20 protein-coding genes are annotated in these 23,330 nt (G+C 67.4%); 11 read left to right on the top strand and 9 right to left on the bottom strand.

Annotation, left to right across the window (positions count from 1 at the left end):
• Positions 1–24: 24 nt before the first annotated feature.
• The 4 genes from JANGC3_RS0125890 to JANGC3_RS0125875 form a co-directional block, all read right to left on the bottom strand.
• Positions 25–879 carry a DUF2071 domain-containing protein gene (locus JANGC3_RS0125890; RefSeq protein ID WP_017879404.1) on the bottom strand — a complete coding sequence of 285 codons (855 nt, stop codon included), beginning with the start codon at positions 877–879 and terminating at the stop codon, positions 25–27.
• A 349-nt stretch (positions 880–1,228) separates the two neighbouring features.
• Entirely contained in the window at positions 1,229–2,176 is a 948-nt protein-coding gene (speB, locus tag JANGC3_RS0125885) for an agmatinase (RefSeq protein ID WP_017879403.1), read from the bottom strand.
• 2 nt (positions 2,177–2,178) lie between these two features.
• Positions 2,179–3,633: an NADP-dependent succinate-semialdehyde dehydrogenase gene (gene gabD / locus JANGC3_RS0125880; RefSeq protein ID WP_017879402.1), complete on the bottom strand. Its 1,455-nt coding sequence runs from the start codon at positions 3,631–3,633 to the stop codon at positions 2,179–2,181.
• Between the two features lie 9 nt (positions 3,634–3,642).
• Positions 3,643–4,932, bottom strand: coding sequence for a 4-aminobutyrate--2-oxoglutarate transaminase (locus JANGC3_RS0125875; RefSeq protein ID WP_026133539.1), 1,290 nt, complete (start codon positions 4,930–4,932; stop codon positions 3,643–3,645).
• Positions 4,933–5,116: 184 nt separating this feature from the next.
• Here JANGC3_RS0125875 and JANGC3_RS0125870 point away from each other — a divergent pair, with 184 nt between their 5' ends.
• Both JANGC3_RS0125870 and JANGC3_RS0125865 read left to right on the top strand, forming a co-directional pair.
• Positions 5,117–5,338, top strand: a complete 222-nt coding sequence (locus JANGC3_RS0125870; RefSeq protein WP_017879400.1) for a helix-turn-helix domain-containing protein — start codon at positions 5,117–5,119, stop codon at positions 5,336–5,338.
• A gap of 8 nt (positions 5,339–5,346) precedes the next feature.
• Positions 5,347–5,865 carry a Clp protease N-terminal domain-containing protein gene (locus JANGC3_RS0125865; RefSeq protein ID WP_017879399.1) on the top strand — a complete coding sequence of 173 codons (519 nt, stop codon included), beginning with the start codon at positions 5,347–5,349 and terminating at the stop codon, positions 5,863–5,865.
• 16 nt (positions 5,866–5,881) lie between these two features.
• Here the strand turns inward: JANGC3_RS0125865 and JANGC3_RS0125860 are convergent, their stop codons facing one another.
• Positions 5,882–6,778 (bottom strand): HTH-type transcriptional regulator ArgP, encoded by an 897-nt coding sequence (locus JANGC3_RS0125860; protein ID WP_017879398.1) that lies wholly within the window; start codon positions 6,776–6,778, stop codon positions 5,882–5,884.
• A gap of 67 nt (positions 6,779–6,845) precedes the next feature.
• Positions 6,846–7,793 carry a DMT family transporter gene (locus tag JANGC3_RS0125855; RefSeq protein WP_017879397.1) on the bottom strand — a complete coding sequence of 316 codons (948 nt, stop codon included), beginning with the start codon at positions 7,791–7,793 and terminating at the stop codon, positions 6,846–6,848.
• Positions 7,794–8,105: 312 nt separating this feature from the next.
• Here JANGC3_RS0125855 and JANGC3_RS0125850 point away from each other — a divergent pair, with 312 nt between their 5' ends.
• The 3 genes from JANGC3_RS0125850 to JANGC3_RS0125840 all read left to right on the top strand — a co-directional run bounded on the left by JANGC3_RS0125850 (position 8,106) and on the right by JANGC3_RS0125840 (position 11,567).
• Positions 8,106–10,043 (top strand): beta-propeller domain-containing protein, encoded by a 1,938-nt coding sequence (locus tag JANGC3_RS0125850; RefSeq protein ID WP_017879396.1) that lies wholly within the window; start codon positions 8,106–8,108, stop codon positions 10,041–10,043.
• Between the two features lie 91 nt (positions 10,044–10,134).
• Entirely contained in the window at positions 10,135–10,698 is a 564-nt protein-coding gene (locus JANGC3_RS0125845; protein WP_017879395.1) for a sigma-70 family RNA polymerase sigma factor, read from the top strand.
• Complete coding sequence (locus tag JANGC3_RS0125840; protein WP_017879394.1) at positions 10,695–11,567, top strand: hypothetical protein; 873 nt, start codon at positions 10,695–10,697, stop codon at positions 11,565–11,567. Before JANGC3_RS0125845 ends, JANGC3_RS0125840 begins: the two co-directional genes overlap by 4 nt.
• 73 nt (positions 11,568–11,640) lie before the next feature.
• On the opposite strand, the gene JANGC3_RS0125835 is transcribed toward JANGC3_RS0125840, so the two are convergent.
• Positions 11,641–12,327 carry an FG-GAP repeat protein gene (locus JANGC3_RS0125835; RefSeq protein WP_198292110.1) on the bottom strand — a complete coding sequence of 229 codons (687 nt, stop codon included), beginning with the start codon at positions 12,325–12,327 and terminating at the stop codon, positions 11,641–11,643.
• 246 nt (positions 12,328–12,573) lie between these two features.
• Between JANGC3_RS0125835 and JANGC3_RS0125830 the strand changes: the two genes are divergently transcribed.
• Entirely contained in the window at positions 12,574–13,989 is a 1,416-nt protein-coding gene (locus JANGC3_RS0125830; RefSeq protein ID WP_232429818.1) for a lysozyme inhibitor LprI family protein, read from the top strand.
• A gap of 8 nt (positions 13,990–13,997) precedes the next feature.
• Here the strand turns inward: JANGC3_RS0125830 and JANGC3_RS0125825 are convergent, their stop codons facing one another.
• Both JANGC3_RS0125825 and pdxR read right to left on the bottom strand, forming a co-directional pair.
• Positions 13,998–15,176, bottom strand: coding sequence for an MFS transporter (locus tag JANGC3_RS0125825; protein WP_017879391.1), 1,179 nt, complete (start codon positions 15,174–15,176; stop codon positions 13,998–14,000).
• Positions 15,173–16,684, bottom strand: a complete 1,512-nt coding sequence (pdxR, locus tag JANGC3_RS0125820) for a MocR-like pyridoxine biosynthesis transcription factor PdxR (RefSeq protein WP_017879390.1) — start codon at positions 16,682–16,684, stop codon at positions 15,173–15,175. The genes JANGC3_RS0125825 and pdxR overlap by 4 nt, the downstream gene beginning before the upstream one ends.
• Positions 16,685–16,908: 224 nt before the next feature.
• On the opposite strand from pdxR, the gene JANGC3_RS0125815 reads away from it, so the two are divergent.
• The 5 genes from JANGC3_RS0125815 to JANGC3_RS0125795 all read left to right on the top strand — a co-directional run bounded on the left by JANGC3_RS0125815 (position 16,909) and on the right by JANGC3_RS0125795 (position 23,330).
• Entirely contained in the window at positions 16,909–17,673 is a 765-nt protein-coding gene (locus JANGC3_RS0125815) for a gamma-glutamyl-gamma-aminobutyrate hydrolase family protein (RefSeq protein WP_026133537.1), read from the top strand.
• A gap of 113 nt (positions 17,674–17,786) precedes the next feature.
• Positions 17,787–19,157, top strand: a complete 1,371-nt coding sequence (locus JANGC3_RS0125810) for a glutamine synthetase family protein (RefSeq protein WP_017879388.1) — start codon at positions 17,787–17,789, stop codon at positions 19,155–19,157.
• A 43-nt stretch (positions 19,158–19,200) separates the two neighbouring features.
• Complete coding sequence (locus tag JANGC3_RS0125805; protein ID WP_026133536.1) at positions 19,201–20,658, top strand: aspartate aminotransferase family protein; 1,458 nt, start codon at positions 19,201–19,203, stop codon at positions 20,656–20,658.
• Positions 20,659–20,941: 283 nt separating this feature from the next.
• A complete protein-coding gene (locus tag JANGC3_RS0125800; RefSeq protein WP_051068420.1) occupies positions 20,942–22,084 on the top strand; it encodes a polyamine ABC transporter substrate-binding protein in 1,143 nt (380 codons plus the stop codon).
• A gap of 97 nt (positions 22,085–22,181) precedes the next feature.
• Positions 22,182–23,330, top strand: a complete 1,149-nt coding sequence (locus JANGC3_RS0125795; RefSeq protein WP_017879385.1) for an ABC transporter ATP-binding protein — start codon at positions 22,182–22,184, stop codon at positions 23,328–23,330.

Here is a 23,330-nt window from a genome sequence, read left to right as displayed (position 1 = left end):
GTCAACTCCATTGATCACATCACATTAAAGCAGGCGCTCGGAGACGGCGAGGAACTTCACCTGCGGAACCAGGAAGCATAGCGGCGCCCCGGCCGGCGGCAGGGCGGCCAGGAACGAGCATTGCGTGGCGGCGGCGCTGGCGTTGAGCGGCAGTACCCGGGCCACGTCGATGGGCAATTCAATTTCCGCGAAGGCGAGCCGGTCCAGCCTGTCGACGTGGGCCACCGCCGCGTCCTGGCAGCAGAGAAACTCGACCGCGTTTTCCCAGGAGCCGAACGCCGAGGCGAATGGCTCGCTCAGCTCCTTGCCGTCGGCAAGGCGGGCCGAGCAGCTCAGCGAGGGCGCGCTGCCCGAGCCGGACCCGATGGTGGTGTCGAATGTCTTGCCGTCGCCGCGGTGGATGAAGCTGGCGGCGAGATGGCTGGGCAGCGCATCGCTGAAGAGGCGCGTGCCGAGCGCGTAGGCGACGCTGCTCATGATGTTTTTCAGGAACAGCACGGTCCTGGCCTGCGTGGCTTGGTGGGGCGCCTCTTCAAGATAGAGCCGCCAGTTGCTTTGCATCGGAGACGGGAACAGTTTCCTGAGCGGACCCAGCATGGCCGGGCCGAAATGCCCGTGCCGGTAGGTCAGCACGGTGAACGGGGTCTTGCCGTCGCGTTGCCACAGCCGGGCGCCGGCCGGGACGAAGGCTTGCGCCGCCTCGGCGTCGACCAGCCAGGTCAGATAGACCACGTTGCTGACGTCGCTCTCCAGTTTCAGAAAGGGCAGGCGCGACATCAGCGCCTGGCGGGCGTTGGCCAGCGCGTGTGAATTCGCCAGCAGTTCCGCGAGGCGGCCAAGCAGGCCCGGGTGTGGATGTTTATAGTTGTTTTGGTTCACTAGGGGCGGCTTTTCGGTTGCGATGGCCGAGGGAGTGTAGCAGACGCGGCCATTGGCTGGCGGCCGTGCGCGGCGGCGAACGGGGCGGGGCCTTGTTCACACCAGCGGCGTCAACCCAGGGCGCGGACCCGTCGGGCCTGAGTCCGGCTCTTTGCGTGGCGCGCACCGCCCGCGCGCTCAGCCTGGCGGGCGGGGTGTCAGGCGCAGCCACCCCCCGCGCCGCCCGCCATACGCCGTGTTTGGTGCGAACCTTTGCATATCGAGCAATATTTCTAAATTTAAAAATCCGAATGCGTCCCGAGCCGGCATGGCAAGATCGCAAGCGCGGCGGCCGGCCGCGACGCCAGCGTTATGCCGCCGTGGCGGACTGGCGCCCGCGTTTGGCGATCTGCCCGCACAGGTAGGTCCAGACGAACGTCGAGGCGGCGTTGCTGGTCAGCTCGGCGTGGTCGTACGGCGGCGCCACCTCCACGCAATCCATGCCGCACCAGTTCAAATCGGCCAGCTCCTCGATGATCGACAGCACCTGGTTCGAGCTCAGGCCGCCCGGTTCCGGCGTGCCGGTGCCGGGCGCGAACGCCGGGTCCAGGCAGTCGATGTCGAGCGTCAGGTAGAGCGGCGGGTTGCCGGCCGCCGCCATGCGCGCGCGGATCTCGCCCAGCACCGGCGCCAGTTGCGCCGGGCTTTCCAGGCCGCGCAACTCGCGCGCCGTGTAGACCCGCCCGCCCATCTCGTTGACGTATTCGCGCGCCGCCCGTTCGCCCGACGAGCGGATGCCAATCTGCACCGACGCGCGCGGCAGCAGCAAGCCTTCCCGCATCGCCTCGTAGACCCAGGTGCCGTGCCCGGACGGTTCGCCGAAGTGGCTGGTCCAGGTGTCGCAGTGGGCGTCGAAATGCACCATCGCCACCGGCCCGCCGTGCAGCTGGTTCAGCGCGCGCAGCAGCGGCAGCGTGACCGAGTGGTCGCCGCCCAGCCAGACCATGTGGTGGCGCCGCAGCAGCTCGGCCGCCTGCGGCATCAGCGCCGCGCGCATCGCCTCGATGCCGGTGTTGGGCAGCGCCAGGTCGCCGGCGTCGCTGAGCAGGTCGAGCGGCGTGGTGTCGAAGTGCGGGTGGGTGGCGTCGCACAGCATCTGCGAGGCCAGGCGGATCGCCTGCGGGCCGAAGCGCGCCCCCGGACGGTTGGTGACGGCGCCGTCGAAGGTCAGGCCGGCCAGGCCGTACGGCGCGTCGTCGCGCCGGCCGACGTTCAGGTAGCTGCCGCTGGAGCGGTAGGCGAAGTCGTGCTGTGCCATGCTTATATCCCTCCCATGCAGATGTATTTGACGACCAGGTAGTCCTCGATGCCGTACTTGGAACCCTCGCGGCCCAGGCCGGACTGCTTGACGCCGCCGAAGGGTGCGATTTCGTTCGAGATCAGGCCGCTGTTGACGCCGACCATGCCGCTTTCGAGGCCCTCGGCGATACGCCAGATGCGGCCGATGTCGCGCGAGTAGAAGTAGGCGGCCAGGCCGAATTCGGTGTCGTTGGCCAGCGCCAGCACCTCGTCGTCGGTGCTGAAGCGGAACAGCGGCGCCAGCGGGCCGAAGGTCTCTTCGCGCGCCACCAGCATGTCGCCGGTGACGTCGGCGATCACGGTCGGCTCGAAGAAGCTGTGGCCGAGCGCGTGGCGTTTGCCGCCGGCCAGCAGGCGCCCGCCCTTGGCCAGCGCGTCGGCGATGTGCTGCTCGACTTTTTCAACCGCCTTGTCCTCGATCAGCGGGCCTTGCGTGACGCCCGGTTCCTGGCCGTTGCCGACCTTCAGCTTGGCCACCGCCGCCACCAGCTTCGCGGCGAAGGCGTCGTACACGCCATCCTGCACGTACAGGCGGTTGGCACAGACGCAGGTCTGGCCGGCGTTGCGGTATTTCGACGCCATCGCGCCCTCGACGGCGGCGTCCAGGTCGGCGTCGTCGAAGACGATGAAGGGGGCGTTGCCGCCCAGTTCCAGCGAGAGCTTTTTAATCGTCGGCGCGCACTGCTCCATCAGGATGCGCCCGACCCCGGTCGAGCCGGTGAAGGTCAGCTTGCGCACGGTCGGGTTGCTGGTCATCTCGGCGCCGATCTCGCGCGAAGAGCCGGTGACGACGCTGAACACGCCGGCCGGCACGCCGGCGCGCTCGGCCAGTTCGGCCAGCGCCAGCGCCGAGAACGGCGTCAGCTCGGCTGGCTTGACCACCATCGGGCAGCCGGCCGCCAGCGCCGGGCCGACCTTGCGGGTGATCATCGCGGCCGGGAAGTTCCACGGCGTGATCGCGGCGCACACGCCGATCGGCTCCTTGGTGACGACGATGCGCCGGTCCGGCCACGGCGACGGCATGGTGTCGCCGTAGATGCGCTTGCCCTCTTCGGCGAACCACTCGATGAACGAGGCGGCGTAGGCGATTTCACCCTTCGACTCGGCCAGCGGCTTGCCCTGCTCGGCGGTCATGATCAGCGCCAGGTCGTCGGCGTTTTCCAGCATCAGGTCGTTCCATTTGCGCAGGATGGCGGCGCGCTCCTTGGCGCTCTTCTTGCGCCAGGCCGGCCAGGCCGCGTTGGCGGCGGCGATGGCGCGGGCGGTTTCGGCGGCGCCCATTTTCGGGATGCTGCCCATGGTCTCGCCGGTGGCCGGGTTCTTCACCTCGGTGCGCTCGCCGCTGTCGGCGTTGAGCCACTGGCCGTCGATGTAGCACTGCTGGCGCAGCAGCGCAGGGTCTTTTAAGTTAAGCATGTCGGGCTTTCAAATAGTGGTGGCGGAGGCGGCGCTGTCGCGCAGTGCGGCTTCCAGGATCGCCAGCGCCTCGTCCATCAGCGCGTCGCCGATCGTCAGCGGGAACAGGAAGCGCACCACGTTGCCGTACACGCCGCAAGTCAGCAATAGTAGACCTTTTTGCAGCGCGCACGTTTGCACCTGCTTGGTGAAGGCCGCATCCGGCTCGTGCGTGCCGGGCCGGCAGAACTCGACCGCGACCATCGCGCCCAGGCCGCGCACCTCGGCGATCTGCGGCACCGCGCGGCGCAGGCCGGACAGGCGCTCCTTGAGGCGCTGGCCCAGCACGTTGGCGCGCTCGACCAGTTTTTCCTCGGCGATGATGTCGAGCACCGCGTGGGCCGCGGCGATGGCCAGCGGATTGCCGGCGTAGGTGCCGCCCAGGCCGCCCGGCGCCGGCGCGTCCATGACCTCGGCGCGGCCGCAGACGGCCGACAGCGGCATGCCGCCGGCCAGGCTCTTGGCGATCGTCATCAGGTCCGGCAGCACGTCGTAATGCTCCATCGCGAACAGCTTGCCGGTGCGGGCGAAGCCGGTCTGGATCTCGTCGGCGATCAGCAGGATGCCGTGTTCGTCGCACAGCGCCCGCAGCGCCCGCATGAACTCCGGCGGCGCGGCGTAAAAGCCGCCCTCGCCCTGCACCGGTTCGAGGATGATCGCCGCGACGCGCTGCGGATCGACGTCGGCCTTGAACAGCGTCTGCAGCGCGGCCAGCGAATCGGCGCTGCTGACGCCGTGCAGCTCGACAGGGAACGGCACGTGGTAAATCTCGCCCGGGAAGGGGCCGAAGCCGACCTTGTACGGCACCACCTTGCCGGTCAGCGCCATGCCCATCATGGTGCGGCCGTGGAAGGCGCCGGAGAAGGCCACGACGGCGCCGCGGCCGGTGGCGGCGCGGGCGATCTTGACGGCGTTTTCGACCGCCTCGGCGCCGCTCGAAAAGAACGCGGTTTTCTTGGCGTGGCTGCCGGGCGTGATGGCGTTGATGCGCTCGGCCAGTTCAATGTAACTGGCGTAGGGCACGACCTGGTAGCAGGTGTGGGTGAATTTGCCCAGCTGGCTTTCGATCGCCGCCACGATCTTCGGATGGCGGTGGCCGGTGTTGAGCACGGCGATGCCGGCGGCGAAGTCGATATAGCGGCGGCCCTCGACGTCCCACAGTTCGGAGTTGAGCGCGCGCTCCGCGTAGAACTGGCACATCACGCCAACGCCGCGCGGCGTGGCTGCATCTTTACGTTGTTGAAGATCGGCATTGAGCATGGCAGGGTCCTGATGTCGGTGGTGGTGGAATATCGATGAATTGATACTACACTGGCGGCAGGAGCTACGGATAGGGCCACAATCAGTATCTTGATGGTGCCACTTCCTTGTGCCACTGCCGCCCGACGCCGCCGCTTTGTCAACTTTGGTTGACAAAGCCGATATCGTCAACTAAAGTTGACGCATGACCAATTTGAAATCGCTGCCATCCCCCGACGACCCCGCCGCAGCGCTGGCGGCCGTCGCCGCCCTGCGCCTGATGGCCGACCGGCTGGAGCTGCAAGGCGTGCACGCGGCGCTGGCGCAAGGCTGGACGTGGTCGCAGATTGCCCAGGCGCTGGGCATTTCCAAGCAGGCGGCGCACAAGCGCTTCGCCGGCTCCCTCCCCGGGAAAAATTCTCTTTAGGAGCACTGATGTTTGACGCGATCAAAAAACGTTTTCAAGACATGGGCACCATCAAGGCACTGTGCCAGGGGGCCGAACGGCACGCCAACCTGGCGGGCCAAAAGGAGCCGGGCGCGGAACACTTCGTGCTGGCGGCGCTGGACCTGCCCGACGGCAGCGCGCGCGGGGTGTTCGAGCGCCTGCGGGCCGACCCCGACGGCTACCGCGCCGCCATTGCGCAACAATACGAGGATACCTTGCGCAACGTCGGCATCGCCGTGCCGCAAGGCGCCGCCGGATTCGGCGCCACCGCCGCGCCTGCCACCAGCGCGACAATATGCAGCGGCCAGCCGTCGGCCCAGGCCCTGATGAAGCGGCTGGCCGGGCAGGAGAAAAACGGCGCGCCGCTGCTGGGCGCGCACGTCATCTTGGCGGTGGCGGACAGTCAATACGGCGTGGCGGCACGCGCGCTCCAAGCGATGGGCCTGGCACCGGCGCAGCTGGCCCAAGCGGCGCAAGCGCAGCTAGAGGCGAGCCGCAACGCCTGAGTACGCCGTTGCGTCGTCAGCCGCCCCGGCTCAGGCTGCGCCGCGCCTCTTCCATGACTAGTTGGGTGATGTCGCGCGACAGCAGCGGTTCGGTTTGCCAGTGGTGCCAGTAGAGTTTGACGGGCACCGGGTGCGCGGGCGCCAGGTCGACCAGCGCGCCGCGGTCCAGCTGCGCCTGCACCTGCCGCGTCGGGACCATGCCGTAACCGGCGCCCATGTCGATCATGTCGAGCACCGCCGGCAGCGAGGGCGCGTAGTGTTTGGCGTAGCGTTCGATGCTGAAGCCGAACCGTTCCGCCAAAAAGATATCGTGCAGCGCGTCCTTGCGGTTGAGCAGGATGGCCGGCGCCGCCAGCACCGCCTGCAGCGTGATTCCGTCCGGGAAATGCGCCGCCGCGAAGGCGGGACTGGCGATGCAGCGGTATTCCATCTCCCCCAGCGGTTCGGCGACGAAGCCCTGCGCCGCCCGTGCCGCGCTGGAGACGCAGCCGATCACCTCGCCGCGCGTCAGCAGCGGGAAGGTGTGGTCGACGTCGTCGACGATCAGTTCGAGCGCGACGCGGCGTTGCAGCAGCAGCAGGCGGACCACCTCCATGAACCAGGTCGCCAGCGAATCGGTGTTGACGGCAATCGCCACGGCGACCGGCTTGCCCAGCGCCGGATCGGGCAGCAATTCCTGCAAGGTCGCGTCCTCCAGCAGGCGCAGCGCCTTGACGTGGCGCAGCAGCACCTCGCCGCGGCCGGTCGGCACCACCGGCTTGTCGCGCACCAGCAAGACCGTCGCCAGCGACTCTTCCAACGCCTTGATGCGCTGCGACACCGCGCCGCGCGAGACGTTCAGCACGCTGGCGGCGCGTTCGAAGCTTTGCTGTTCGACGACGGTGGCAAACGTCTCTAATTGATCGCGGTCCAAGAGCTATCCATCCTCGGCTAAATGGGCATTATTGCACGTCCGTCCGGCGTCGGAAACGGCGCCATGCTCAGCTTGCGGCGGCGTGGGCGGCAAGCGGCCTATCCTTGTACTGCGCCCACAAAATCGCCGCCAGCATGACGGCGAAACCGGCCATTTGCTGGCCCGACGTCGCCTCGCCCAGCATCAGCACGCCGCCGGCAACGGCGAACAGGGGTTCGAGGTTGAAGATCATCCCGACGGTGAAGGGCGCGACGATGCGTTGCGCCCAGGTTTGGATCACCAGCAGCAAACCAATCACGTAAAAGCCGCTGCCGAAGGCGACCAGATGCACCGATAAAGGGTAGTCCAGCAGCGCCGCCAGCCCGGTCGGCAGGAGCAACCAGGTCAGCGCCGCGCTGACGCATACCTGCACCGTGACGAAGGCCGGCCCGCTGGTCCGGTGCGCGCCTTTGGCGTTGGCCACGATGTGGATGGCGTTGAAGAAGGCGGCGGCCAGCACCAGCAGGTCGCCGGCGCCGATGCGCACCAATTCGCCGCTTTGCAGCGTATCCATCGACGCCCAGACCAGGCCGGCCATGGCCAGCAGGCCGCTGAGGAAAACCGCGACGCCGGGCCGTTCCCGCTCCACCATCGCGGTGACCAGGGGGATGAACACCACCGTCAGCCCGGTGATGAAGCCGGCCTTGCCCGACGTCGTGTGCGCCAGGCCGGCCGTTTGCAGGTAATACACCAGGAACAGCACGACGCCGGCGCCGAGGCCATACCACCATCCGGCGACCACCTCGCTGCGCGCGCGGCGGACAGCCGGGCGTTGCCGCCGCTGCCAGCACACCAGCGGGATCAGGAAACACAGGGCGTAGATGAAGCGCAGCAGCAGGAAGCCGGCGACCGGCGTCGTGCTGACGGCGAGCTTCACCGGCGCGAACAGCAGGCCCCAAGTCGCGGCGATCCAGACGAGTATGAGCACGGCCAGCTTGCGTGACGCGTCGGACGGGGCGGGGCGGGGATTGGCCATGATCGGGTGCTTTCAAAAGGTAATGCGGTTCGTTCAGTTAGCGTGTCGTAGGTCGGATTAGCCCACCGGGCGTAATCCGACAATGTTGGCCGAAGCGAGACGCGCGCCAGCTCAGGTCAGGTCAGCCATGCTAGCGAAAAAGCAGCCGCCAATACGGCGGTTTAGCAACTTTGCCGTGCGCGCATTCTTTTTAAACCCGCCAAAAAATAGCGTTTTTTCTTAACCCCTTTTGCGGCCGTGCCACGTTTAACTCTTCGACGCCGCCATGTCGCGCGGTCCGACGCAGCACTGAAAGAAGAAGGAGCAGCCTCCATGAACAAAATAATCGCCGCCGGCATCGCGCTGGCGCTGGCCGCCTTGCTGGCGGGGCCGGCGGGCGCGGCCGACACCGCGCCGAAAAAGACGCTGACCGCGTTTGCCAGCGACGCCGCGCTGCGCGACTTCATCAAGCGCTACGCCGACGAGCAGCGCGCCGCCCAAACGCGCCAGCGCGCCGGCGCCCAGGCCGAGTCGTCCGGCATGCCGCCCACGCCCATGCCGATGTACTCGCCGGCCAAGAGCGCGCCGGCGCCCGCGCCGGCCGGTGCGCTGGCCTCGGCGGCGGCCGACTCGGTGACCAACACCCAGACCGCCGGCGTCGACGAGGGTGGCATCGTCAAGGTGCACGGCAAGCACCTGGTGATGCTGCGGCGCGGCCGCCTGTTCACCGTCGACATCGGGCGGGGCCAGCTCAAGCCGGTGGCCTCGATCGACGCCTTCGCGCCGGACGCCGACCCGGCCGGCACCTGGTACGACGAAATGCTGATCTCCGGCGACACGGTGGCCGTGATCGGCTATAGCTACCGCCGCGGCGGCACCGAAATCGGCCTGTTCGACATCGACGCCGGCGGCGCGCTGGCCTACCGCGCCACCTACCACATGCGCTCGAACGACTACTACTCGTCGCGCAACTACGCCAGCCGGCAGATCGGCAGCAAGCTGGTGTTCTACACGCAGCTGTACCTCGACCCGTTCCAGCGCGAGCCGTTCGACGGTTTCCCGGCGCTGCGGCGCTGGCGCCCGGACGCGACGCCGGCCGACTTCAAGCGCATCGCCCCGGCCACGCGGATTTACCGCACCGACGACCCGCTTGAGCCGGGCGCCGGCCTGGCGCTGCACACCGTCACGGTATGCGACCTGGCCAGGCGCGAGATGAGTTGCGAAGCGAGCGCCGTGCTGGGTCCGCGCGGGCGCGTGTTTTACGTCTCGGGCCAGTCGGTGTACGTGTGGACCACGCCGGCGCCGCGTGGACGCGGGCAGGGCACGGGCGGCTCCGGCCTGTTCCGCATCCCGCTGGACGGCGGCGCGCCGAGCGCGCTCAAGGTGGCCGGCGCGCCGGTCGACCAGTTCTCCTTCCTCGAAAGCGGCGACGGCCACCTGAACGTGCTGGTGCGCTCCGAGGGCGCGGGCGAGGCCATGTGGTCGGCCGAGCGCGGCCGTGGCGAGCTGGCGCTGCTGCGCGTGCCGCTGGCGTCGTTCTCGGACGGCCGCGACGGCGCGCCCGCCGACAGCTACAAGGCGCTGCCGGGCATCGGCGGCTACAACGTGCAAAACCGCTACGTCGGCGCCTACCTGCTGTACGGCGGCGCGCAGCGTGGCTTTGCCGACGCCGACGCCGACGGCCCTCGGCCGCGCCAGCCGCTGCACGCGGTGCGCTGGGACGACGCTGGCGCCGCGCAAACGCTGGCGCTGCCGCACGGCGTCGAGCGCATCGAGGCGCTCGGGGAGAACGCCGTGGTGATCGGCTCGGCCGGCGCCGATTTGCATTTCACCAGCGTCAGCCTGGGGCGCGAGGCGGCCGTCGCCTACCGCTACGTGCGCGCCGACGCGGCGCAAAGCGAGTCGCGCAGCCACGGCTTCTTCTACAAGCCGGCCAGCGCCGACGAGGGCATGATCGGCCTGCCGGTGCTGCACGCCGCGCCCGCGCTGCGCGGGCGCGTGCCGGCCCAGGCGGCGTCCGTGCTCTACCTGCGCAACAGCGCCCTCAAGCTCGACGAACTGGGCGCGCTGCAGTCGCGCCCGGCCGGGCCGGACGACGACGGCTGCCGCGCCTCCTGCGTCGACTGGTACGGCAACGCCCGGCCGCTGTTCCTCAACGGACGCGTGTTCGCGCTGCTGGGCTACGAACTGGTGGAAGGGCGCGTGCAGGACGCGCGGCTGCGCGAGACGCGCCGCGTCAGTTACGCGCCGCCGCCGCGCGCGCCGCGCTGAGATGGCGCCGGCAGGCATGCCCGCGTTGTCGGGCCCGCGCATCTCGGCTACACTGGCCGGCATGCCTGCCACCCTATCGGATGAACATTTAATGCTGAGCTACCGCGCCGGCGACCCGCTCGCTTTTAAGGAGCTATACCGTCGCCACAGCCAAGGGCTGTACCGTTTCGTCGCGTGGCGCTGCCCGCGCCAAGCTTGGGTCGACGAGATCGTCCAGGACGCCTGGGCCAGCCTGCACGACGCCCGCGCCGCCTACCAGCCGCAGGCGGCGTTTCGCACCTATCTGTACCAGATTGCCCGCAACCGCCTGGTCGACATCCTGCGCAAAAAAGAGGCGTTGACGGCCACCGACATGGCGCAGCAAGACGGCCAGGCCGAGTTCGAACGTCTGGCCGACGCCGCCTACGAATCGCTGTCGCCGGAAGCGTCGCTGCAGCAGAAGCAGCGCCATGCGATCCTCCACGCGGCCATCCGCGCGCTGCCCGGCGAACAGCGTGAAGCGCTGGTGCTGCAGCAGTTCAGCGGCATGAGCATCGACGAGATCGCCGTCGTTACCGCCGCGTCGGCGGAAACGGTCAAAAGCCGGCTGCGTTACGCGATGCAAAAGCTGCGCGCCCAACTGCACAACCTGACCGGTGAAGGAGCACCCGCGTGAGCTCCAAGGAAAACGACCACATCGAAGACGCCGAACTGAGGGCGCTGCTGCACACGCTGCCGCAGGCGGGGCCGTCGGCCGAGTTGGACGCCGCGATCCTGACCGCCGCCGACAAGGCGCTGTACATCGAAGCGGCGCTGGACGCCGACACCGACCCGCGCGTCGGCAAAAGCCGGGTTTTCCACGCGCTGGCCGTGGAGAGGGAGGCGGCCAACGACGCGGCGATACCCCAGGCGGCGCCGCCGGCAAGGCCGGGCTTCCTGTCGCGCTGGAAAGTGCCGCTGGCGTTTGCCGCGAGCGTGCTGGTAGCCGTCAACATGATCGGCCCGCAGTGGTTCACGTCGTCGCCGCAGGAGTTCCCGGCGACGGTGGCGCCAATGCCAGCCGCCGCGCCGCCAGCATCAGCGCCGGTGCCGCCGCAGGCGGAGCCGGCGAAGGTTGCCGCCAGCCCGGTCCCGGTCCCGGCGCCGGCGGCCGGTTCCGCCGCGCGCGCACCGTTGGCCCGCCAGCGCGCCGCGCCGGAGCCAAGTCCGGTCGCCGCGCCGGTCATCGACTCGGTGCGCGAACAGCCAATGGCCGCCACGCGTCCCGAGATGGAACCCGCGCCCGCACCGATGGCCCAGGCGCGACAGGCGCCTGCCGGGAAGATGGCGTTTTCAATGACCGCCCCGGCCCCGGTGGCAGCGCGTTCCGAGGCAAGCGGCGACGCGCCGAAGAACCCGCAGGCATGGCTGCTGGAGATCGAGCGGATGCTCAAGGCCGACAGATCGAAGGACGCCGTCGACGAGTGGGAAAAATTCCGTCGCGCCTACCCCGACTACCCGGCGCCGCAAGAACTCACCGAACGGCTCCAGGCGCTGAAAAAATAAGCGCGCCCCCCGGACCCGAATTCGGGGTCAGACCCTTGGGGGTTGAGGTGTCCGGGGTTCCGCCGAACCGCCATCAGCCTGGATAATCAATCGGAAAATACTTGAAGCGTCCGGCCTCGCCCACCAGCTCGCCGGGTTTGGCCATCGACGACAGCAGCATCACAATATCGTCGCCGAGCGAGTCGGCCGCCTTGACGAGCAGGTCCGGCTTGCCGTCGCCATCGAGGTCCCCGGCCCACAACACATGGTCCTTGGCTTGCCGTGAATATTCGTCGTTAAATCCCACCTGCGGCAGCGCCTGGCGCTTCTCGCCGACTTGCAGCTCAAGCGACTGCGGCGGGCTTCCCTTCGACTTCGACGGCAAGGAGCGCAAGCGCATGGCGGTGCCGTCGGGCAGATCGACGGCCCACTCCGCCGCTGCGGTTTTCTTGGCCCGCGCAGTTGCGCCCCGGGCCGCCGGATAATACGTTTTGACCGGGCCGGCGGTGAACTTGATGGCGTTCGCCGGCGCCCTGAACGGCTTGAACATCAGTAGCGTGCCGGCGCCCGGCGTGGGCAGCCAGCGCAGCTGCTGGCCGGGCGTGGTCCCGGCCGGTGCCATCAGCGAATGCGCCTTCGAGGCGACCATCATGCCGGCCTCGGCGATCTGGCAACCGGCTGGGGCGCAACTCAAGGCCCACCAGCCCGCGCCGGATTTGAATTCGCGGCCGGGCAAATGCAGAACGCTGCTGGACATCCCGCTCAGCGCCGGTGGCAGCATGGCGACCGCGCCCGAGGTTTTCCGGCTGTATTCGTCTTGGGCCGCCGGCGCCAAGCCGCAGGCAAGCAGGGCGCAGGCGAACAGAGCGGATTGAAGCGATTTCATTTTCATCGTGTAAGGCCACCTTTCAAAACATCGGTCGCGCGCGCGTCCAATTCGGTAAAATTCCAGTCGAAAGGGGAGCGGAAAAATCTGCGGAAGTCATCCACCACCTGACAATCGCTCAATATAACAAAGGAACTCACAGTGGCGCTCAGTATTCGACAACACCTGCCTTGCGTCGTATTCGTCGCGGCGTTTCTCCCCACTGCGCAGGCGCTCTCGGCGGGACTGGATTGCGCCCTGGCCAAAACCGCTACCGAGAGCGCCATCTGCGTTGACGAGGAGCTGCAGCGCCTGGATAGCCGCCTGTCCCTGCTGTACGGCAAACTAGGCCGTGCGCAACCATTACAGCGCGAGGCGCTGCGGCAGGCGCAGTTGAGCTGGTTGAAAGCCCGTGACCGCTGCGGCGCGGATACGAGCTGCATTACGCAGCGGTATCAAGAACGGATTGACGCGACGAGCGCGCCGCTGCGCGCCGCCGTCGCCTACCAGCCCGACAGCGAGGACCGGCTGGCATTGGCGGAGCTGCGTCAGGCCGTCGACGCGATGCGCCAATCCGATCCCGAGTTCGCGCTTGAAAAAGTCTTGAGGCGCATGCGGATCAAGACGGGAACGACCTCGTTCTCGAATGTGGCGAACGACAAGGAGCAGGACGCCGGCAGGCAGTTTCCCAGGATTCGGCCGGCCGGCGTGACGCAGGACGAATGGCGGGCCTTGCTGGACTCCAAAATCGACGGCGGTGGCGAGAACGGCTCGGCGGGCTATACGCTGGTCGACCTCGACGGCGACGGCCGGCGCGACCTGGTGCTCGACTCCTACGTCGGCGGCACCGGTTTGTTTTCCTACACCAGCGCCCTGCGCCGCGACGGCGGCAAATTCACCGGCGTCCACCGGGGCGGCGAAGACGATGTGGACGCCGCCGAAGGGCCAGGCTATCTGTTCTCGACCAACGGCCGCGGCGCGAACCAGTCGGGCCACTGGATTCGCCTGCGCGGGCGCGTCTACGCGGCGTATCAGGTCGGCTATTACGGCGTAGACAACGTCTATTTGCTGCGGCCTTTGACGGTCGTCGGCAAGGTGCCGAAACTCGCGGTTCACTACCGCTATCAACTCGCCGTGCCAAAGATCCAGCGAAACGCAGAAAAAGGCACGACGACGGCGCTGGACGATGCCTTGCACGCGGCGTTGACGCGGGCGCTCGGCCTGGTGGGAAAGGAGCGGGCAAACGACGTCGGTAATGGGGAAAAACCGTTGTGCCCGGTCCCCGACGCCGCCGGCGACGACGAGCGCGCCGCGTATTCCAGTTACGGCCCCGCGCACTACACCTATGAAATCGCGGCGGACGTGCCGGTCTGGGTGGGGCGGCAGTGCTATCTCGGTCGCTTGGTCGACTGGTTTGGCGGCTATTCCGCCGAAGGGAAGTTGTACGCGCAGCTGTGGATGCGCAAGCCCGGCGAGGCCGGGGACGCGCAGCGGCAAACGTACGACGTCAAGGGCGTGCGCGCCGCCATTCGGCTGCAGACCTCGGTGGCCAAGGTCGAAGGCGATAACGGCGCGTAGCCACGGCCTCATTTGCCGGCTTGGGCAAGGTCGCCGCTGAAGTTTTTCCCGCGCTCCCACAGCGCGCTGGCGACGAAGACGGCGGCGCCCGCCCACATCACGGCGGGCAGGGCGTTGATGCCGGCCGACTGCATCAGCACGCCCGTCAGCAGCGGGCCGCCGCCGCTGGAGAGGCCCCAGGTGGCGTTGACGATGGCGCTCGCCGACGTCAGCGAGTGGCCGCTGAAGCGCTCGCCGCAGGCCACCAGCGAGAGCATGTAGATGGCGCCGGCGAACGCGCCCAGCAGCAGCAGCAGGGTCCACCACAGCCACGGCGTGCCGACCGCGAACGGCAGCAGCGGCAGCAGCAGGCAGACCATCACGCCGCAGGCGCTGTGCACGCGGGCGCGGCCGAAGCGGTCGGCCAGCCAGCCGAAGGCGAATTGCAGCGCGGTGTCGCCGACCAGGATGACGCTGGCCGACAGCAGCGCCAGCTCGGCGCCCATGCCGTGGCGGATCGCGTACAGCGGCAGCAGGCTCAGCGCCAGCGTGTCGAACAGCGCGAAGAAGGCCGCGCCGACGACGATCATCGGCATGCGCGGCAGCAGCAACTGCCAGCGCACGCGCCCGGCGTCCTCCTCGCCTCCCGCCCGCGCCGGGCCGCTATTGGAGATCAGCGCCAGTCCGGGCAGGGCGAACAGGAACAGCGCGCCGCAGGCGGCGAAGCTCCAGGCGATTTTGTCGTTGAACGCCGCCACCAGCGCCGGTCCGACCAGCTGGAACAGCGTGAAGCTGGTGGTGTACATGGCCACCACGCGGCCGCGCGAATTGTCCGGCGCCAGACGGTTGACCCAGGCTTCGCCGATGGTAAACAGCACGCCCATGGCGGCGCCGAAGACCAGCCGCAGCAGCGCCCAGGCGAGCAGGTTGTCGGTGGTTTGCATCAGCGCCGTCGCCAGCGCGCCGGCCCAGACCGCGCCGACCATCGTCGCGCGCGCCCCGAAGCGCGCCACCCAGCTGGAGACGAACGGCGACGCCGCCAGGATGCCGACGGCGCTGACGGCGGTGATCATGCCGATCACGTCGGTGCCGACGCCGCGCCGGTCCAGCGTGAGCGCCGTCAGCGGCATGGTCGCGCCCAGCCCCAGCCCGACCACGCCGATGCTGACGACCAGCGCGAAAAAGTCCTTCCACGGCAGGTTTTTCAACGCCGCACCCCGGACTGTATCACCGCCGCCAGCAGCTTGCCGTAGTAGGTGATTTTCTCCGGCGTGACGTAGGCGTAGCCGACCAGCAGGCCGCGCCGCACCGGCGGCGCCAGGTAGTAGGTCGACAGCGCCTTCACCAGGATGCCCGATTCGGCCGCCAGCGCGCTCAGGGCGACGTCGTCGGCCCAGTCCGGCAGTTCGACCACTAGGTGCAGCCCCGACTCCTCGCTGGAGATGGTGACGCTTTGGCTCAGCTGCGGCCCCAGTTGCGCCACCAGCGTGCGCCGCAGCATCTCGCGGCGGGCGCCGTAGATTTGCCGGATCTTGCGCACGTGGGTGGTGAAGTGGCCCAGCGCGATGAAGTCGGCCAGCGCCGCCTGCACCATCAGCTGGCCGGGCCGCTGCAGGTCGTACAGCGCGCTCTTGAACGGCGCGATCAGCGCCGGCGGCACCACCAGGTAGCCGACCTTGATGCCGGGGTATAGCACCTTCGAGAAGGTGCCCATGTAGACCACCCGGTTGTCGGTGTCGAGGCCCTGCAGCGCCGCCAGCGGCCGGCCGGTGTAGCGGAACTCGCTGTCGTAATCGTCTTCGAGTATCCAGGCGTTCTTGCGCACCGCCACGTCGAGCAGTTCGCGCCGGCGCGCCAGGCTCATCACCGCGCCGGTCGGGTACTGGTGCGACGGCGTCACGTAGATCAGCCGCGGCTCGGTGGCCAGGTCGCTCTCGTCGAGCGCCATGCCGTTGGCGTCCACCGTGATCGGGTGCAGCAGCAGGTCGCGCGCCTGGAACACGCGCCGCGCGCCCCAGTAGCACGGGTCCTCGACCCAGGCGGTGCCGCCGACGTCGGCCAGCAGTTGCGCGCACAGGTCGAGCGACTGCTGGGTGCCGGCGGTGATCATCACCTGCTCCACCGACACCTTCACCGAGCGCGAGATGCGCAGGTATTCGGTGATGGCCTGGCGCAGCGGCAGGTAGCCGCCCGACTGGCCGTAGTCGAGCAGGTCGGCGCGCGCTTCGCGCCAGACCCGGTTTTGCAGGCGCTGCCAGAGCTTGAACGGGAACGAGGAAAAATCGGCGTCGCCCGGCGCGAACGGCTGGATTTCAAAGCGCGCGCCGGCGGCGAAGGCGGTGATTTCCTCGCCGCGGCGCGACAGCGGCGCCGCCGCGCGCGCCGCGAAGGCCGCCTCGCTCAGGGCGCTGGCGCCGGCGCCGCGGTGCATGCTGGCGCTGAGTTCCTGCAGGTCGGCGACGTAGGTACCGCTGCCCAGCGCGGTGGTGACGTAGCCTTCCGCCGCCAGTTGCTCGAACGCGGCGATGACGGTGTTGCGGGCGATGCCGAGGTCGCGCGCCAGGTCGCGGCTGGACGGCAGGCGGGTGCCGGCCCCCAGCATATTCTGGTGGATCGCGGTCTTCGCCGCCTCGTACAGGCGGCGCTGCTGCGGCAGGCGCGGGTGGAATTCGGGCTGGGCCAGGGTGGCTGACAGCAGGTCGGCGGCGGGGGACATGGGCTTAAAGTGGTTCCATTGATTTTAAACAAGTGGCACTCGTAATAATACCAAATAACGCATATGATGAAATTACTTTCACTGATTCAGCAAAAAATGATAATTTAGCTGGGTACGGTGAAGTTTGAATAGTGGCTCTAGCTGGATGATCATTTGAGGGGGATCGCTTCCCCAATGATGGCTTCAATGTGTCAATAAACAACAATACGGACAAAACAACCACCATGCGCCGCCCCATCGTCATCGTCCCCGCCTGCGTCAACCAGATCGGTGCGCACGCCTACCACACCGCCCAGGACAAATATCTGCAGGCCGTCGTGGTCGGCGCCCAGTGCATGCCGCTGGTGCTGCCGGCGCTGGGCGAGGCGGCCGACCTGGCGGCGGTGCTGGCGACGGCCGACGGCATTATGTTGACCGGCTCGCCGTCGAACCTGCACCCCAGCCATTACGGCGAGGACGTCTACGACGCCAGCCTGCCGCAGGACGCCGCGCGCGACGCCACCACCCTGCCGTTGATCCGCGCCGCGCTCAAGCTGGGCATTCCGTTGATCGCCGTCTGCCGCGGCTTCCAGGAGGTCAACGTGGCGCTCGGCGGCAGCCTGCACCAGGCGGTGCAGGAAGTCGGCGGCATGCAAGACCACCGCGAAAGCGCGGGCCTGAGCCTGGATCAGCAGTACGGCCCGGCCCACCGCGTGGCGCTGGAAGCGCACGGGCGCATGGCGCGGATACTCGGCGGCGCCGCCGAACTGATGGTCAACTCGCTGCACGGCCAGGGCATCGCCCGGCTGGCGCCCGGCCTGGTGGTCGAGGCGCGCGCCGACGACGGGCTGGTCGAGGCATACTCGGTGGCAGCCGCGCCCGGCTTCACGCTGGCGGTGCAGTGGCATCCTGAGTGGCGCATCGCCGACAACCCCGATTCCATGAAGTTATTTCTCGCGTTCGGCCAAGCGTGCCGGAATTATCAAAACAAAAAACAGGGAGGCGTATGACAACCTACGAGCAGTGGGCGCGGCGTGTTCCTTAGCTATCCTCGCCAGCAAGCCGCCCAGCGCGCGTGCGGCCCTTCGGCCCCGCGTTTGATCTAGACAAATGAGAGAAATACATGGCAATTCGCGAGAACTTTACCTATACCGACATGGACCTGTGGCTGAACGAAAAACGGGTCACTGAAATTGAATGCCTGGTGCCCGATCTGACCGGGGTCGCCCGCGGGAAAATTCTGCCGCGCGGTAAATTCACCCAGGAGCGCGGCATGCGCATCCCGGAAGCGGTGCTCGGCATGACCGTGACCGGCAACTACCCGACCGACGACGCCGCCTACGACCGCGCCATCTCCGCCACCGACCGCGACATGATCCTGAAGGCCGACCCGACCACCATCACCATGGTGCCGTGGGCAACCGACCCGACCGCCCAGGTCATCCACGACTGCTATTTCGCCGACGGCGCGCTGGTCGACTTCGCGCCGCGCTCGGTGCTGCGGCGGGTCTTGAAGCTGTACGCCGACAAGGGCTGGAAGCCGGTCGTCGCGCCCGAGCTGGAGTTTTACCTGACGGCCAAGAACATCGACCCCGACCTGCCGCTGAAACCGCCGATCGGCCGCAGCGGCCGCGCCGAAACCAGCCGCCAGGTCTACAGCATCGACGCCGTCAACGAGTTCGATCCGCTGTTCGAGGACATCTACGACTATTGCGAGCTGATGAACCTGGACGTCGACACGCTGATTCATGAAATCGGCGCCGGCCAGATGGAAATCAACTTCCTGCACGGCGACCCGCTGGGCCTGGCCGACAAGGTCTTCTTCTTTAAGCGCACGCTGCGCGAAGCGGCGCTGAAGCACGATATGTACGCCACCTTCATGGCCAAGCCGATGGCCGGCGAGCCGGGTTCGGCGATGCACGTGCACCAGAGCGTGGTCGACGCCAAGACCGGCTTGAACATCTTCAGCAACGCCGACGGCTCCGCCGCCGCCATCTTCAAGCACTACATCGGCGGCCTGCAGCGCTATATGCCGTCGGCGATGGCGATCGTCGCGCCGTACGTGAATTCGTACCGGCGCATCGTCCGCCACACCGCCGCGCCGATCAACATCCAGTGGGGCCTGGACAACCGCACCGTCGGCTTCCGCGTGCCGGAGTCGGGCGTGCAGGACCGCCGCGTCGAAAACCGCATCATCGGCGCCGACGCCAACCCCTACCTGGCGCTGGCCGTGACGCTGGCCTGCGGCTACCTCGGCATGGTGGAGCAACTGGAGCCGACCCCGATGACGGTGGGCAGCGCCTACGACCTGAAATTCGAACTGCCGCAGGGCCTGCCGGAAGCGCTGCACGCGCTGCGCGCCGAGGACAAGCTGCGCGCCGTGCTGGGCGAGCGTTTCATCGACGTGTACGCGGCGATCAAGGACCTGGAGCACCAGGAGTTCATGACCGTCATCAGTCCGTGGGAACGCGAGCACCTTTTATTGCACGTATAAGCGTCCAGTCGCGTGACTGCTCTCTCATAACTAAGGAATACCCATGTCTTCAAACCCATTGGCGCCCAGCGCCGCATTGGTCGCGTCGGTCAAGCAGGCCGCCGCGCAACCGCAACTGTACGACACCGCGGCGATCCAGAAGCTGGACTCGGCCCACTACATGCACCCGTTCACCGACTTCCAGGATTTGAACGCCAAGGGCGCCCGCGTGATGGTGCGCGGCGAGGGCATCTATGTCTGGGACTCGCAGGGCAAGCGGGTGCTGGACGGCATGTCCGGCCTGTGGTGCGTCAACGTCGGCTACGGCCGCACCAGCATCTCCGAGGCGGTGTACCGGCAGATGGAGACGCTGCCGTTCTATAACAGCTTCTTCAACACCACCAACCTGCCGGCGGTGCAACTGGCAACCAAGCTGGTCGAGATTTCGCCGCCGCAGTTCAACCACGTGTTCTTCACCGGCTCCGGTTCCGAGGCCAACGACACCAACCTGCGCATGGTGCGGCGCTATTGGGACCTGCTCGGCTACAAGGAGCGCCACATCGTCCTGAGCCGCAAGAACGCCTACCACGGCAGCACCATGGGCGGCGCCTCGCTGAGCGGCATGGACGGCATGCACGCCCAGGGCGGCTTGCCGATCCCCAACATCGACTACGTCGGCCAGCCCAACTATGTCGAGGGCGGCCGCGGCATGAGCCCGGACGCGTTCGGCATCGAGGCGGCGTCGTGGTTGGAGGCGAAGATCCTGGAAGTCGGCGCCGACAAGGTGGCGGCCTTCATCGGCGAGCCGATCCAGGGCGCCGGCGGCGTGGTGATTCCGCCGGCCACCTATTGGCCCGAAATACAGCGCATCTGCGACAAGTACGGCATCCTGCTGATCGCCGACGAGGTCATCTGCGGTTTCGGCCGCCTCGGCAAATGGTTCGCCTCCGAGCTGTTCGGCATCAAGCCCGACCTGATCACCTTCGCCAAGGGAGTCACCTCCGGCTACATTCCGCTCGGCGGCGTGCTGGTGGGCGACCGCGTGGCCGACGTGCTGATCGAGAAGGGCGGCGATTTCAACCACGGCTTCACCTACTCCGGCCACCCGGTCGCCTGCGCCGCGGCGCTGGAAAACATCCGCATCCTGGAAGAGGAAGGCTTGGTGCGCAAGGTCGACGAGGACACCGGTCCGTACTTGAAGCAGCGCTTCGCCGAACTGGCCGACCATCCGCTGGTCGGCTACGCCGATAGTTGCGGCTTCGTCGCCGGCCTCAACCTGGTGCGCAAAAAGGCCGCGGTGGTGCACGACTGCGAGCTGTTCGACCCGGGGTTGGGCGTCGGTATGATCTGCCGCGGCTACATGTTCGGCAACGGCATGATCATGCGCGCCGTCGGCGATCGCATGATCATCGCGCCGCCGCTGGTGATGACGCGCGGCCAGATCGACGAAATGGTGGCGCTGATCCGTACCTGCCTGGACGCGACCCACGCCGACGTCAAGGGGCGCGGCTGGGTGGAATAAATATTGCTAAGTGATAAAGTTGGGATGCCGGGTTTTGCAGGTCGGGTTGGCCCTCCGCTGTTACGCGACGTGGCAAACCCGACTGGCGTCGGCAGCGACGCGGCGTCGGATGACGCTTGCCTCGGCGGCCCCCGCATCCGACCGACGAGACGCTTTGCGAGACAAAGATGTAGAAAAGCCAAGGCCTGCTTGACGGGCGTGCGGCGGGGCCGTATAAAACCGTATAAAAAGCGTGATGAATACAGGTAGTCAAACCACTCTGATTCGATAGGGGACAAAAAAAATGGTTGCAAATCCGGCTTTACAGTTGAAGAAACGCATCGCATGCGGCGTCACCAGGGCGTTGGCCGCGGCGGCCGTCGCGGCGGCGTTCGCCTCCCCCGCCATGGCCCAGGAAGAAAAGGTTCTGAATATTTATAACTGGTCGGACTATATCGCCGAAGACACGATCAAGAATTTCGAGAAGGAAACCGGCATCAAGGTGCGCTACGACGTGTTCGACAGCAATGAAGTGCTGCACGCCAAGCTGGTCGCCGGCAAGACCGGCTACGACATCGTGGTGCCGACCGCGCACTGGGCGCGCCTGCAAATCGACGGCGGCCTGCTGCGCGAACTCGACAAGGGCAAGCTGCCCAACCTGGCCAATATGGACCCGGCCCTGCAGGGCCAAATCGCCAAGCTGGACCCGGGCAACAAGCACCTGGTGACGTGGTTGTGGGGCTACACCACGCTGGGCATCAACGTCGACAAGGTCAAGGCCGCGCTGGGAAGCATGCCGATGCCGGACAACGCCTGGGACCTGTTCTTCGACCCCAAATACATCTCCAAGCTGAAGTCCTGCGGCGTCTCGGTGCTCGACTCGCCGTCCGAAGTGCTGCCGCCGGCGCTGCTCTACCTCGGCAAGCCGGCCTACTCGAAGGTCAGCTCCGACTACCAGGAAGCCGGCCGCCTGCTGCAAAGCGTGCGCCCCTACGTCACGCTGTTCAGCTCATCGGGCTACATCAACGACCTGGCCAACGGCGCCGTCTGCATGTCGCTGGGCTGGTCGGGCGACATCAACATCGCGCGCCAGCGCGCCCTCGACGCCAAGAACGGCAACACCATCCAGGCGCTGATTCCGAAGACCGGCGCCGCGCTGATCTTCGACACGATGGCGATCCCGGTCGACGCGCCGCACCCGAACAACGCGCACCTGTGGATCAACTACATCATGCGCCCGGAAGTGCACGCCAGCCTGACCAACAAGGTCTTCTACACCAACCCGAACGCCGCCGCGATCAAGTTCGTCAAGAAGGACCTGGCCGAGAACAAGACCATTTTCCTCAGCGACGAGGACAAGAAGAAGATGATCGTGCCGGAGCCGCTCAACGCCGACATCCGCCGCACGATGACGCGCGTCTACACCAAGTTCAAGACCGGACTGTAAGCATGCCGTTGGCCCTCCCGCCCGCCCAGCGCGGCCGGGAGTGGCCGCTGCATGCCCGTTTCACCGACCATCCGACTATTTTTTTACTGCTCCCATCATGACGCTTGCACCACCCGCCGCATCGACCAGCGATGCCAGTCCGCCCTTCCTGCTTATCCGCAACCTGGTGAAGGAATTCGACGGCGTGCGCGCCGTCGACGATATCTCCGTCGGCATCAACAAGGGCGAAATCTTCGCGCTGCTGGGCAGCTCCGGCTGCGGCAAGTCGACGCTGCTGCGCATGCTGGCCGGCTTCGAAACGCCGACCGCCGGCTCGATCACGCTGGCCGGCCAGGACATCGGCAACGTGCCGCCGTACCAGCGCCCGATCAATATGATGTTCCAGTCCTACGCGCTGTTCCCGCACCTGACGGTGTGGGACAACGTCGCCTTCGGCCTGCGCCGCGACGGCTTGCCGGCGGACGAGGTGGCCAGCCGGGTCGAGAAGATGCTGGCGCAGGTGCAGCTGTCGAGCTACGGCAAGCGCAAGCCGCACCAGCTGTCCGGCGGCCAGCAGCAGCGCGTGGCGCTGGCGCGCAGCCTGGCCAAGCGGCCGCAGTTGCTGCTGCTCGACGAGCCGCTCGGCGCGCTCGACAAGAAGCTGCGCGAGCGCACCCAGATCGAGCTGGTCAACATCATCGAACAGGTCGGCGTGACCTGCGTCATGGTCACCCACGACCAGGACGAGGCGATGAGCATGGCCACCCGCATCGCCGTCATGAGCGAGGGCCGCATCCTGCAGGTGGGCGCGCCGGGCGAGATTTACGAGACGCCGAACTGCCGCTTCGTGGCCGACTTCATCGGCAGCGTCAACATGTTCGAGGGCCGCATCACGGTCGACGAGCCGGACCACGTGGTGATCGCCACGCAGGAGGTGGCGCACTACGTCAACCACGGCATCACCGGCACCATGGGCATGGCGGTGTCGGTGGCGGTGCGGCCGGAGAAGATCGGCCTGCAGGTCGAGCCGCCGTCGCCGCAGCAGCGCGCCTCGGTCGCCGAGCACGACTACAACAGCGCCCAGGGCGTCATTGCGGCGATCGCCTATTTCGGCAACGAGACCCACTACCGCGTGCGCCTGGACGGCGGCATGGAGTTGAAGGTCACGCGCACCAACGCCGCCCGCCACCAGAGCACCCGGCTGGAGCGCGAGCAACGCGTGTACGTCTGGTGGGACGGCGCCGACATCGTCGTGCTGACCCGCTGA

It is taken from the genome of Janthinobacterium sp. CG3 (genome assembly GCF_000344615.1).
In the GTDB taxonomy this organism is placed as follows: domain Bacteria; phylum Pseudomonadota; class Gammaproteobacteria; order Burkholderiales; family Burkholderiaceae_D; genus Janthinobacterium.
This window is presented reverse-complemented; position numbering and strand designations above follow the sequence as displayed.